Source organism: Acidimicrobiales bacterium (assembly GCA_035316325.1).
Taxonomy (GTDB): Bacteria; Actinomycetota; Acidimicrobiia; order Acidimicrobiales; family VFJN01; genus DASXTK01.
Genome location: DATHJB010000056.1, coordinates 19171 through 31566 on the forward strand (window position 1 = coordinate 19171; position 12396 = coordinate 31566).

A 12396-nucleotide genomic window follows, 5' to 3' on the forward strand; every position below is an offset into this window, starting at 1 on the left:
AATGCATTTGAATCAACGGCGCGACGAAGGGGACGACGATGGCCTGGGACTTCTCCACCGAACCCGAGTTCCAAGCACAGCTGGACTGGGTGGCCGAGTTCTGCGAGACGGAGATCGAGCCGCTCGACCTGGTGTTCCCGGGTGCCGTCCGCTCCCGCGACCCCAAGGTCAAGGCGCTGGTGCAGCCCCTCCAGCAGCAGGTGAAGGACCGTGGGCTCTGGGCGCTGTTCCTCGACGAGGAGCTCGGCGGGCCAGGCCTGGGCCAGCTGAAGCTGGCGCTGATCAACGAGATCCTCGGCCGCTACGCGTCGGCGCCCGCCATCTTCGGCACCGCCGCGCCCGACACCGGCAACATGGAGATGCTCGCCGCCTACGGCACCGAGGAGCAGAAGCAGCGCTGGCTGTACCCCCTGATGAACCAGGAGATCTGGTCGGCCTACTCGATGACCGAACCCCAGGGCGGCTCCGACCCCAACCTCTTCCAGACGCACGCCGTGCGCGACGGCGACGAGTGGGTCATCAACGGCGAGAAGTGGTTCACCAGCGCCGGCCGGGCCGCCGACATCCTGTTCGTGATGTGCACCAACGGCATGTTCGTGGTGCCCCGCAAGACCCCCGGCGTCGAGATCCAGCCCTTCCCCAACACCCACAACCACATCGTCTACAACGACGTGCGGGTACCGCTGGACCACCTGCTCGGCCCCGAGGACGGCGCCAAGGTCCTCGCCCAGCGTCGACTGGGCGGCGGTCGCATCCACCACGCCATGCGGACGATCGCCCAGTGCAAGCGGGCCTTCGACATGATGTGCGAGCGGGCGCTCAGCCGGGAGTCGCACGGCAAGGTGATCGGCGAGCACCAGATGGTGCAGGAGGCCATCGCCGACTCCTACGCCGAGATCACGTCGCTGCGGCTGATGGTGCTGTGGACCGCCTGGACCATCGACAACTCCAGCACCCAGGAGGCCCGCACCCAGATCGCCGCCTGCAAGTACACGATGGCCAAGACGCTGCGGGAGGTGTCGTACCGGGCGCTGCACATCATGGGGTCGCTGGGCACCACCAACCTCACCCCGCTGCAGGCCATGTACGCCGGGGCGCCGACGATGGGCATCGCCGACGGCGTCGACGAGGTGCACAAGGTGACCGTGGCCCGCAACGTCCTCAAGGACTACCGGCCCCACGAGGGCCTGTGGCCCACCGAGTACATCCCGGCCAAGCGGGAGAAGGCGCAGGAGAAGTACGCCAAGCTCTTCGCCGAGGACCCGGCGTTGGAGGAGTACTCGAAGCGCATGCTCGCCTTCGTCGCCTCGCGCGGCGGTGCCTGACCGGCACACTGGGGGCGTGCGACCGCTCGCCCTGCACCACGTGTCCATCAACGTCGACGACGTGGGGGCCGCGCTGCGGTTCTACGTCGAGGGGCTGGGGCTCGTCCCCCGCCCGGATCGACCCGACTTCTCCTTCGGCGGCGCCTGGCTCGACGCCGGGGGGCAGCAGGTCCACCTGATCGAGGGCGCACCGCCGGACCGGCTGGGGCAGCACTTCGCCCTGCAGGTCGGCGACCTCGACGCCACCGTCGCCGAGCTGCGGGACGTGGGCCTCGACGTCAGCGACCCGAAACCGGTCGGCACGAGTCTCCAGGCGTTCGTGTCCGACCCGAGCGGCAACGTGGTCGAGCTCCACCAGGTGGCCGGCGCGGCCGACGCGGGGGTGCGCTGACGTGCAGATCGGCGTGGTGTTCCCGCAGTCCGAGCTGGGCGGCGACGTGGGTGCCGTCCGGGCGTACGCCGAGGCGGTCGAGGGCCTCGGCTACCGGCACGTCCTGGCCTACGACCACGTGGTGGGTGCCGACCCGGCCGTGCACGAGGGCTGGTCCGGGCCGTACGACGTGGCCACCACCTTCCACGAGCCGTTCGTGCTGTTCGGCTACCTCGCCGGGGTGACGTCGGTGGAGCTGGTGACCGGCATCATCATCCTGCCCCAGCGCCAGACGGTGCTCGTCGCCAAGCAGGCGGCCGAGGTCGACCTGCTCACCCGGGGGCGCTTCCGCTTCGGCGTCGGCCTGGGCTGGAACGCCGTGGAGTACGAGGCGCTGGGCAAGTCGTTCGGCGACCGGGGGCGCCGCCTCGGCGAGCAGATCGTCCTGCTGCGCCGGCTGTGGACCGAGACCTCGGTGACCCACGAGGGGCCGGACGACGTCGTGACCGGGGCGGGCCTCGCACCCCTGCCGGTGCAGCGACCGATCCCGGTGTGGATCGGCGGCGCCTCGGAGCCCGCGTACCGGCGCATCGGGCGCCTGGCCGACGGCTGGTTCCCGATGGTCCCGCCGGGCGACCACCTCGACCGGGCGCTCGCCGTGATCGCCTCGTCGGCCGAGGCCGCGGGGCGCGACCCGGCGAAGCTCGGCATGGAGGGCCGCATCAACTGGGACGCTGCCGACCCCGACCGCTTCGCCGACCACGCCGCCCGCTGGCAGGTCGCCGGCGCCACCCACCTCGGCGTCAACACGATGGGCACCGTCGGCACCGGGGCGTCGGTCGACGACCACATCGCGGCTTTGTCGACCGCTGCCGAGCGGCTGGGGCTCTCAGCCGGGGGTTGACGGCGCCGACGCCGGCCACGGCGCCACGTGCACCGACGTGGTGTGGCCGAGGTGGTGCCGCCACAGCTCCTCGGCGACGTGCGGGGCGAAGGGCGCCAGCAGTCCGACCAGCGTGCTCCGAGCGGCCGGCGACGGGGGCGTCATCCGGGACTGCAGGCGCCCGACCAGCGTCATCAGCGCGGCGATGGCGGTGTTCAGCTGCATCCGCTCGATCGAGCGGGTGACCCGGTCGATCGTCGGGCCCAGGTCGACCTCGGGGTAGGGGTCGTCGTCGGGGGCGGCCGGTGCGGCGGGTGAGGTGACGATCCGCCACGTCCGGGCCAGGAACCGCTCGACGCCGACGACGACGGCCGGGTCGAAGTCGCCGTCGGCGTCCCACGGGCGGGTGAACAGCAGCGCCAGGCGCGTCACGTCGGCGCCGTGGGCGGCGATCATCTCGTCGGGGTTGACCACGTTGCCCCGGCTCTTCGACATCTTGGCGCCGCCCATCGTCAGCATCCCGTGCAGGCGCAGCCGGGGGAACGGCTCGGCGAAGGGCACCAGCCCCAGGTCGTGCAGCGCCATGCAGACGAAGCGGGCGTACAGGTGGTGGCGGGTGACGTGCTCGGGCCCACCGGCGTACTGGTCGACCGGCAGCCAGCGGGCGGTGCGATCGGGGTCCCAGGGGCGGTCGGCGACGTCGGCCGAGGGGAAGCGCAGGTAGTACCAGGAGGAGTCCAGGAAGGTGTCGGACACGTCGGTGTCCCGGCTCCCTGGCCCTCCGCAGCGGGGGCACGGGACCGATACCCAGTCGGCGAACCCCGCCAGCAGGGCGGCCGGGTCGTCGGTGTCGGGCAGCAGCACGGGCAGCTCGTCGTCGGGCACGGGCACCTCGCCGCAGCGGTCGCAGTGCACGATCGGGATGGGCGGGCCCCAGTAGCGCTGCCGGGAGATCAGCCAGTCCTGCAGGCGGTCGCCGTCCCGGCCGATCCAGGCCCGCTGCCGGTTCTTCGCCGGGGTCGGCCAGTCCTGGGTCGCCAGGCCGTCCAGCAGCCGCTGGGCATACGCGGTGGTCCGCAGGAACCACTGGCGCAGCGTCCGCTCCACGACCTCGGTCGCGCAGCGTTCGCAGCGGCCTTCCTCCACCTGCTCCCGGGCCAGCACGGTCCGACACGAGCGGCACCACAGCACCGGGGCGACCGCCCGGTAGGCCAGGCCCGCCTCGAACAGGCGCAGGAACACCCACTGGGTCCAGCGGTAGTAGTCGGGGTCGCTGGTGGTGAAGGTGGCGTCCCAGCTCCAGGCGCAGCCCAGCGACGTCAGCTGGCGCCGGTAGTTGGCGGTCGTCCGGGCCATCAGGTCGCGGGGATGCTCGCCGACGCGCAGGGCGTAGTTCTCGGCGTTGATGCCGAACGCGTCGAAGCCGATCGGCTGGAACACCGTGTGACCCCGCCGGCGCTGGTAACGCCCCCACACGTCGGCCCCGGAGTAGGTCAGCGCGTGCCCGATGTGCAGCCCCTCGGCGGAGGGATAGGGAAACTCGACCAGGTTGTACACCCGGCGAGCCCCGCCGGCGCTGGCTACCGGGTCGACCTCATGGACGCGCTCGTCGGCCCACCGCGCCTGCCAGCGCTGCTCGATCGCCGCGTGCTCGTACGGCACCGGCACCGAAGTGGCCCCTCACACGTCATCGCCCCGACGGTACCCGTGCCCCCACCCCGAGGCGCGACGAGTTACCGCCGCCGCCATCGATACCGACCGGCGGTCACCACCCGGCAGTTGGGGCTCGACGCTGGCCCACGCCGAGCAGCACCCCGGGTACAACGCAAGTGGCGAACGTTCTACACCCGCCGTTGAGCACCTTTCGGATGGAAAATCAAGGTCGGTAGCATCGCGACCAGGGTCGTTCACGCGGAATTAACATTGGTACCTTCGTCGGTAGCATTGCGTAGCAAGCGTCTTTCCTACATTCTCCTCGTCGGTGTTGATAAGCCATCAGACAGGCGTCGAGCAACGAATCGACGGTGAGCGCAGGAGCGCGGAGCGTCGGTTGTACGGTCGCTGGGGACTCGCGTCGGTTCACTCCTTGGCGGGCAAGGACGGAACCTGAGCCATCCACATCTCTTCTTCCTTGAATCAGGTTCAGTTTCGATAGCCCTTGAGGAGAATGTCCGCAGTGCAGCGATCGTCCGATCCCCGCCCGTCGTATCTGAGTCTTCAGCCGATCAACGGCATCGCTCATGCCAGCGTTTCCGCGGCGCCACTCGATCCCCCGTTCAACGAATCTCCGCCGAGGCTCTACGACGTCTTCATGGCGTACTCCCATGGCGCAGACGGCGAGGGTGCGGCCCGGCTCCAGCGCGGCCTGGAGCGCGTCGACCCGTCCTACTGGAGGACTCCGCCGCCGCTTCGGGTGTTCCGCGAGTGGCCGCCGCTCCGCGTCTTCCGCGACAAGAAAGATCTGCCCACCAGTCCGCGACTGTGGCGGAGCATCTGCGACGCGATCGATGGTGCACAGTGGTTGGTGCTGCTCGCGTCACCTGCCTCCGCCAACTCGTGCTGGGTCGGCCAGGAGATCAGGCGTTGGCTGGCCACCAACTCGTCGGATCGGATCCTGATCGTCTGTACCGACGGAGAGTGGCATTGGGACCGCGCCACCGGCGACTTCGACTTCGAGCGATCGTCGGCGATCAACCCCGCCTTGAAGGGTGCGTTCCCTGAAGAGCCTCTGATCACAGATATGTCCTGGGCGGAGGCGGGTGCCAGGTTGTCCCTCCGCAACGGCCGGTTCCTCGACGTCGTCGCCGACATCGCAGCCACCGTCACCAACACGCCCAAGCGCCGGCTTGTACGACGACAGCGCATGGTCACGCGGGTCGAGACCGCGTTCTTCGTCGTGGCCGCGGCAGCCGCGATCACCTTGGCGGTGAACGGGATCAGACTGCTCGCCCAGTGCCGGCGACGCGGGCCAACGTGAGCGGACGTCCTCAACCCAATACGAGCGACTCCGCATCCGGCACGCCGGCGAGCCGGGCAAAGGAGAAGGCGAACTCGACGAGACGTTGCCGCATCTCGTTGAGCTCCTTGCGGAACGTAGAGTTGTGCTCCCACGACATCTCGTCAACCTGTCCCGATCGCTCGAATCGCGTCAGGAGCGGGTGCCACTTCGAGAGAAAAGGACGAAGCTCATGGTTGAGCATCGTCATCGCCAGATACTCGACAGTCTTGCCCCCCGTGATCCTGCTCGGCTGCGCCTGCGCCAGCAGGTCACGGGTACGGCCGAACAGGTGATAGAGAGAGTTCATCGCCTCGCGCAGGAACCCATCTTCGTCACCCAGCGGCTGGGTGGAGATCCTCGTCGATACCTCGACGAAGAGCTCCCATGCCGTCCTCCTCGCGTCATTGTTGACCACGAAGGTCAATTGACTCAGTTGGGGCACGTTCACCTTTATCTCTGTAAGGCTGACGCTTCTGACGTAGAGCTGGAGGACAGCAGCCATCGCCACACCGGCGAGGACACCCACGAGCAGGTACAGCGGGAATCCTCCTATTCCCCGCAGCAGATAGACGAGCACACCGACCAGAGCGCCACATCCTGCGGCGATGGCAAACCGGGTTGTCGAACTCTGGGCTAGAGATTTCACGATCCCTCCCACTCGGGTCACCGAGGTGATGAGCCATGGAGTCGATTCAGACCACGTAGGACGAACGTCACGACCTCCTCGGCATCGTCGGTTCGGGCAAGGCGGCGGTTGTCCTCCTGGCTCAGACCGTTGCGGAGCCCAGCCAGTCCGATCGAGGCAAGTCGACTTGCGATGCCCTCGAGGTCGGGCTCGACGCTCTCCAGGAGAGCCGCATCGAGCAAGCCTCGATAGCCGTCCGTGTGATCGAGCTGAAAGTCAGTTTCGAGCTCCGGCGGCGACTGTCCGTCGAGAGCAGCAGCGATCACCCGACCGGCTCCACCGAACCCACCCGCCACGTAGAGAGGCACGCCCGCGTCGATCGCGAGCACAGCCTCCTCGACCACACCAGGCACCAGACCCATCTGCCCCGCGACCCGTCCACCGAGGACGAGCCGCGCGTCGATGGCAGCGGTCATCTGCTCGCGCATCGCGGTGAGAGCCTGAGAGCACAGCAACCTCTCGCTCTCCGTCCGCTCGGATGCGGGCGGCAGAGCATCAGGCGATCCTGGTGGAGCGGCGCTTTTGATCAGGGTGGCGACGTTGGCGAACTGCGCGTCGTCTTCAGGGCGTCGGCCGACCCAGATGGGCCATGCCAGGTAGTTCGTCACCCGCTCAGGCCCCGGGACCGCACGCTGCTCGTACGTGCGTACCAAGTCGAACATGGCCTCGGTGAATCCCGGTCGACGCCGGTCGCCGCCGTAGGCGATGGACCACCCGGCGGCAAGGATGTGCCGGACGATCTCGATGAACGCATGACTGAGGTGCAATGAGCTCAGCCCCAACTCGACGAGCTCGTCGACGGGGGAATCCGATATCGAGATCCCCACGGTCGGACCCGGCCCTGCCGCACGGGTCATGATGCCCAGAGGGTCGTCGGCGTCACCGGCGTGAGACGCGGCTCCATCATGCGGATCAGTTCGAGCTCCTCGGTGCCGAGCGGAGGATCGGGATAGAGGTAGTGGCCGACATCTCGCCCCGCGGCCGAAGCGTCGACGCTGTACAGGAGCGCGGTGAGGAGCTCGGGCGGGTAGGCGAACACCTGATGGTCGGGATCCAGCCCGTAGAGGCGACAAAGGTGCCGCACCCGTCGCGGGAAGTACCTGGCGCCCAGGACCTCGCGCAGGAGGGCGCTGACGACGGCCGGTAGCGAAGAGTCGTCTTCCCAGCGCACGACCGGAACGTTGCCGAGATACGGGAACGCCCGACTCTCTCCCACCCGGACAGCCGCGAGGACCACGATGGGAACCCGCCGACGCTTGGCCTCCAGCACTTCGAGACGACACCACTCGCGAGACGCGTAGCTGTCGGTTTGGATGGCGAGCAACGCGAACGCGTTGCCCGCTGCTCTCGTGATCTCCTCTGCGAGCGGCGAGCCGTAGGAGACGTCGGCCGCGTCGAAGAAGTCGTCGAGCCCGGCAATCTCATGCAGATGCCGGCGAACCACTGTCGCTATCGCCAAGCCATCTTGTTTCGCGTGGCTGATGAAGACCTTCACCTGTCGAGATCGCGCTTCGATGAACAGCGCCAGGTCGTGCATGACCCGACGGAGCAGCTCGGCGGGTTGGTTCTCCTCGGCGACGTCAACGAGTGGAAAGGTCCTCAGCTCGGTGAGCTCTCTCGGAAGATGCTCCACCGGCACCAGAGCGACAGGTATGACGAGGTCGTCCGGCACACGATGCGCCAACGAACTCACGTAGCCGCGCCACGCGGCATCGACGATCAGGTTCGCATCAGCCAGAACGACTACGGCAGTGCTGCCCGGGCGCCCTGTGGGCACCGGCCCAGGCACGTCGGTGGAAGAGCTCGAAGTTCGAAAGCGCACCGGGATCCCAAGTCCTCTCCGAGCCGGATAGTCAGGGTCGGTGCAGAGCGTCGTGAAGAGGCATTCCGCGAGGGCGGCAGCTCGAGCGGAGGCAGGGTGCCAAACCACATACACCGCGAGCACAGGACCGCCGTCTGAATCCACACCACAAGCCTGCCATCACCGCGATATCTACTCCTCGAAATCTGACTAACACGTTCCGTGAGAATGACGGCCTATCGAACGGACGGCAAGGATCACGACGACAACGACTACGACTGCGGCAAATACCGCTATACGAGTTCGGCCCTCGACACTGGCAGTGGTGTCGATGACGGTACGTGTGACTGCGCGGTTGCAGTCCCAAGGCTCCACGACGTCGTCAGCTCCGGCCCCCTGAACGCCCATCTGACCGCCACCTCCGCCCGTGTCCACTTGGCTGCGCGGTGGGTTCGCCGCGCCAAGCGAGGTTAGATGACAGTCCAATGACAGTGCAAAAGCAGTTGAATGACAGCCTTCATACTGCTTCTAACCTCGCAGACAGACCCAGCCCCAACCGAGGATCGCCTGATGCCAGCACGCTCACGACCCGATGCCGCCGAGACGGCTCCACCTGCCGCGGGCGGCAACGGCAGAGCCGTCGTCACGCTCTCGCCACCGGTCGCGACCGCCGTCCGCCGCATGGCCACCCAGATGGACGGGGATCTCGGAGCCACCGAGGTCGTCCGCCGAGGGCTGATACTGCTCGACGTCTACTTGAGCCTCACTGACGAAGAGGAGATCGTGATTCGAAACAGGCAGACGCAGCAGCTTGAACGGCTCCGTATCGCCTGGGACAGCTTCTGAGCGATCAGAGCTCGGCGGGGTCACATTCGTTCAAGACCCTGGGAGGGGGCGGGCGTACCGTGACCGGTATGGCTGACGACGTGAGTTACATACCGAAGGGGGCGGAGGCGGTCGCGCCCTACCTGTGCGTGCGAGGGGCCGCCGAGGCGATCGACTTCTACGTGGAGGTGTTCGGGGCCGTCGAGGACGGGGAGCGGTTCGTCGACCCGGACGGCCGCGTGGGCCACGCCGAGCTCCGGCTGGGCGGCTCGCACATCTACCTGGCCGACGAGTACCCGGGCTTCGGCATGAGCCCGGTCGACCTCCCCGACAGCACGTTCGCCCTGTACGTGTACGTGCCGGACGTCGACGCCGTGGTCGCCCAGGCGGAGGCCAAGGGCGCGACGGTCCTAGAGGCGGCCAGCGAGACGTTCTACGGCACCCGCCGGGCTACCCTCCGCGACCCGTTCGGCCACCGCTGGATGGTCAACACCCAGGTCCGCGAGGTCTCCCCCGAGGAGTACCAGAAGGCCGTCGAGGGCTTCGCCGAGCACGGCGTCGAGTAGCTGCCGGGTCAGACGATGGCGTCGACCAGGCCCCAGCGGAGGGCGGTCGGGGCGTCGACGACGGTGCCGGTGAGGGCCATCCAGGCGGTGAGCTCCGGGCCGATGCGACGGGGGATCGTGGCGGTGCCGCCGGCGCCGGGGATCAGGCCCATGGCCACCTCGGGGAGGCGGAACCGGGCGTCGGGCCGGGCGACCACCCAGTTGGCCAGCGCCGCCAGCTCGACACCGGCCCCGATGCACGCCCCCTGCACGTAGGCGGTGGTGCGCTCGGCGCAGCCGGCCAGCGCCCGGGCAGGGCTGCGGCTGGCCCGCACCAGGTGGGCGGTGGCCGGGTCGGGGGTGGTGCCGAACTCGTCGAGGTCGCCGCCGCTGCTGAAGTCCGGCCCGTCGCCCCGCAGCTCCACGCAGGCGACCGTGTCGTCCCGGGTCGCCAGGTCGAACGCCGCCACCAGCCCGTCCCGGACGGCGGTGTCGACGGCGTTGCGCACCTCGGGTCGCCGCAGCGTGACGACCAGGGTCCCGTCGTCGCGCACGACGTCGACGGGGTCCTTCCCGGCGGGGGCGGGCACGCGCCGCTCCCGTTGGGCTCGGCCGTCGAGCCAGGCCCGGTGCTCGGCTCCCGCCTGCAGGGTGGCGTACGCCAGCGACTCGACGGCGAGCCCGTCCTCCAGCGACCGCCCCCTCCCCAGGCGCAGCACACCCACCAGCACCGCCGCTGCCTGAGGCGCCCGGCCGACCGCCTCCTCCAGCTCCCGGAGTGCTCCGTCGACCCCCTCGAGGCACGACCGCCACGGCGGCACGGCGACCTCGGGCACGTCGCTGAGCAGGACGTCGAACGGTGGCGGTGGGGCATCGAACGCCAGCGGCCGCCGGGACACGCCGACCGTCACGCACGGCAGGGCCGACGTGAGCGTCGCCAGGCGCGCCAGGTCGGACGGAGCGGCACCGTCGACGTCGACCGCCAGCACCGGGTGCCCGGTCAGCACCCCCACCTCGTCGGGCCCGGCCGCCGCGAGGGCCAGAGCATCACTCACCGAGAGCAGCACCCCCGGCACCGTAACCTCACTTCATGACCGATGGCGCCGACCCGGTCGCAGCCTGGGCGGCCAGCGGGGCGATGTGGCTGACGGGCCACCCCGACGGACCGCCCCTCTCCCCCGCCGCGGCGGTCGTCCCGGCGCTGCAGGCGACCGCCCGGGAGCTACCGGTGGAGGTCGACGTCGCCGAGCTGCTCGCCGGCCGGGCGGCGCTCCTCGGCCTCGGCCGCCGGGGCCGGACGTCGGCCAACGGGTCGTGCCGGCTGCTCCCCACCACCGACGGCTGGGTCGCCGTCAACCTCGCCCGCCCCAGCGACGCGGAGTCGGTGGGCGCCCTCGTCGAGGCCGTGGTCGACGACGACCCGTGGGCCGTTCTGACCCGCGCCGCAGCCCGGATGACTGGAGCCGACCTCGTCGACCGCGGCACCCTGCTGGGCATCCCGGTCGCCGAGCTGCCGGGCCCGGGCCGGGTCGCCCCGGCGGCCGCGTTCACGCTGCACCGGCTGGGCGAGGCCGGCACGACGCCTGACGTCGACGGCGAGCTGGTGGTCGACCTGTCGGCCATGTGGGCCGGGCCGCTGTGCGCCCACCTGCTGGGGCGGACCGGCATGCGGGTCGTGAAGGTGGAGAGCACCCGGCGGCCGGACGGCGCCCGGGCCGGCCATCCCGGGTTCTACGAGTGGCTCCACGCGGGGCACGCTTCGGTCACGCTGGACCTCGCCACCGCGGCGGGCCGCACGGCGCTGGCCGAGCTGGTCGACCGGGCCGACGTCGTCGTCGAGTCGTCCCGCCCCCGGGCCCTGGCCCAGCTGGGCATCCGCGCCGAGGCCGTCGTGGCGTCGCGCCCCGGGCGCACCTGGGTGTCGATCACCGGCTACGGCCGCACCGGGGAGGCCGCGCACCGGGTGGCCTTCGGCGACGACGCCGCGGCCGCCGCCGGCCTGGTGGCCCGGGACGACGAGGGTCTCCCGGTGTTCTGCGCCGACGCCGTCGCCGACCCGATCTCGGGCCTCTCCGCCGCTGTCGGAGCGCTGGCCTCCGTCGCCGAGGGTGGCGGCCACCTGGTGGAGGTCGCCATGGTCGACGCCGTCCGGGCGACCCTCGCCACCCCCGTCGAGCCCGCCGCCGCCCACCGCACGCCCGACGGCGACTGGGTCGTGAAGACGCCGACCGGCGAGCACCCCGTCGCCCCTCCACGGCCGCCCGCATGCTGATCGTCGGCGGCGACGGTGGCGTCGACGTGCGGATCGCCGGCGGCCGCATCCTCGACGTGGGCCCCGGCCTCGACCGACGAGGTGAGGACGACGTCGTCGACGCCGGGGGCGGGGCGATCGTCCCGGGTCTCCACGACCACCACGTGCACCTGCGGGCGACGGCGGCGGCTGCGGCCTCGGTGCCCGTCGGTCAGCTGCAGGAGGCCGCGGTGAACACGCCACCGGGGCAGTGGCTGCGGGCCGTCGGGTACCACGAGTCGATCGCCGGGCCGCTCGACCGGTGGCGGCTCGACGAGCTCGTGCCCGACCGGCCGGTCCGGGTGCAGCACCGCAGCGGCGGCCTCTGGGTGCTCAACAGCCTCGCCCTCGACCTGGCCGGAGCAGCCACGGCCGACGAGCCCGGCATCGAGCGTGACGAGCACGGCACCCCCACCGGCCGCCTCTGGCGCCTCGACGGGTGGCTCGCCGGCGTGGTGCCACCCACGCCGCTCGACCTCGCCGCCGTCTCCCGGCAGGCGGCGTCGCAAGGGATCGTCGGGTTCACCGACGCGGACCCCCACCGCACCCAGGCCGACGTCGACCTCCTCGCCACGGCCGAGATGGCCCAGCACGTCACCCTGATGAGCAGCGCCGGCCTCGACCTCCCCGACGCCTTCACCCCCGGGCCGCGGAAGCTCCTGCTCGACGACGAC

Annotated in this window: 13 protein-coding genes; 8 read left to right on the plus strand and 5 right to left on the minus strand. The window is 70.2% G+C overall.

The window, feature by feature from the left end:
- Positions 1–38: 38 nt before the first annotated feature.
- The 3 genes from VK611_07705 to VK611_07715 are packed head-to-tail and all read left to right on the plus strand — an operon-like array spanning position 39 to position 2599.
- Positions 39–1325 (plus strand): acyl-CoA dehydrogenase family protein, encoded by a 1287-nt coding sequence (locus VK611_07705; protein ID HMG41200.1) that lies wholly within the window; start codon positions 39–41, stop codon positions 1323–1325.
- 16 nt (positions 1326–1341) lie between these two features.
- Positions 1342–1716 carry a VOC family protein gene (locus VK611_07710; GenBank protein HMG41201.1) on the plus strand — a complete coding sequence of 125 codons (375 nt, stop codon included), beginning with the start codon at positions 1342–1344 and terminating at the stop codon, positions 1714–1716.
- A 1-nt stretch (position 1717) separates the two neighbouring features.
- Complete coding sequence (locus VK611_07715; GenBank protein HMG41202.1) at positions 1718–2599, plus strand: LLM class F420-dependent oxidoreductase; 882 nt, start codon at positions 1718–1720, stop codon at positions 2597–2599.
- Here VK611_07715 and VK611_07720 read toward each other — a convergent pair.
- On the minus strand, positions 2585–4246 hold the full coding sequence (locus VK611_07720; protein ID HMG41203.1) for a class I tRNA ligase family protein: 1662 nt from the start codon (positions 4244–4246) through the stop codon (positions 2585–2587). The two genes, VK611_07715 and VK611_07720, sit on opposite strands and share 15 nt — an antisense overlap.
- Positions 4247–4745: 499 nt before the next feature.
- Between VK611_07720 and VK611_07725 the strand changes: the two genes are divergently transcribed.
- Positions 4746–5555: a toll/interleukin-1 receptor domain-containing protein gene (locus tag VK611_07725; GenBank protein HMG41204.1), complete on the plus strand. Its 810-nt coding sequence runs from the start codon at positions 4746–4748 to the stop codon at positions 5553–5555.
- Positions 5556–5565: 10 nt separating this feature from the next.
- Here the strand turns inward: VK611_07725 and VK611_07730 are convergent, their stop codons facing one another.
- From VK611_07730 to VK611_07740, 3 genes are read right to left on the minus strand one after another with little or no spacing between them, the layout of a single operon-like run.
- The gene (locus VK611_07730; GenBank protein ID HMG41205.1) at positions 5566–6234 is read right to left on the minus strand and encodes a hypothetical protein; all 669 of its coding nucleotides are present in this window, start codon (positions 6232–6234) and stop codon (positions 5566–5568) included.
- Between the two features lie 5 nt (positions 6235–6239).
- A complete protein-coding gene (locus VK611_07735; GenBank protein HMG41206.1) occupies positions 6240–7118 on the minus strand; it encodes a hypothetical protein in 879 nt (292 codons plus the stop codon).
- The gene (locus tag VK611_07740) at positions 7115–8038 is read right to left on the minus strand and encodes a toll/interleukin-1 receptor domain-containing protein (protein ID HMG41207.1); all 924 of its coding nucleotides are present in this window, start codon (positions 8036–8038) and stop codon (positions 7115–7117) included. The genes VK611_07735 and VK611_07740 overlap by 4 nt, the downstream gene beginning before the upstream one ends.
- Before the next feature lie 594 nt (positions 8039–8632).
- Between VK611_07740 and VK611_07745 the strand changes: the two genes are divergently transcribed.
- On the plus strand, positions 8633–8908 hold the full coding sequence (locus VK611_07745; protein ID HMG41208.1) for a hypothetical protein: 276 nt from the start codon (positions 8633–8635) through the stop codon (positions 8906–8908).
- 68 nt (positions 8909–8976) lie between these two features.
- Positions 8977–9453: a VOC family protein gene (locus VK611_07750; GenBank protein ID HMG41209.1), complete on the plus strand. Its 477-nt coding sequence runs from the start codon at positions 8977–8979 to the stop codon at positions 9451–9453.
- An 8-nt stretch (positions 9454–9461) separates the two neighbouring features.
- Here VK611_07750 and VK611_07755 read toward each other — a convergent pair whose 3' ends face one another.
- On the minus strand, positions 9462–10499 hold the full coding sequence (locus VK611_07755; GenBank protein HMG41210.1) for an enoyl-CoA hydratase/isomerase family protein: 1038 nt from the start codon (positions 10497–10499) through the stop codon (positions 9462–9464).
- 23 nt (positions 10500–10522) lie between these two features.
- Between VK611_07755 and VK611_07760 the strand changes: the two genes are divergently transcribed.
- Together VK611_07760 and VK611_07765 are read left to right on the plus strand one after the other, a co-directional pair.
- A complete protein-coding gene (locus VK611_07760; GenBank protein HMG41211.1) occupies positions 10523–11704 on the plus strand; it encodes a CoA transferase in 1182 nt (393 codons plus the stop codon).
- The coding region (locus VK611_07765) for an amidohydrolase family protein (protein ID HMG41212.1) at positions 11698–12396 on the plus strand (699 nt) is incomplete at its 3' end. The genes VK611_07760 and VK611_07765, both read left to right, overlap by 7 nt.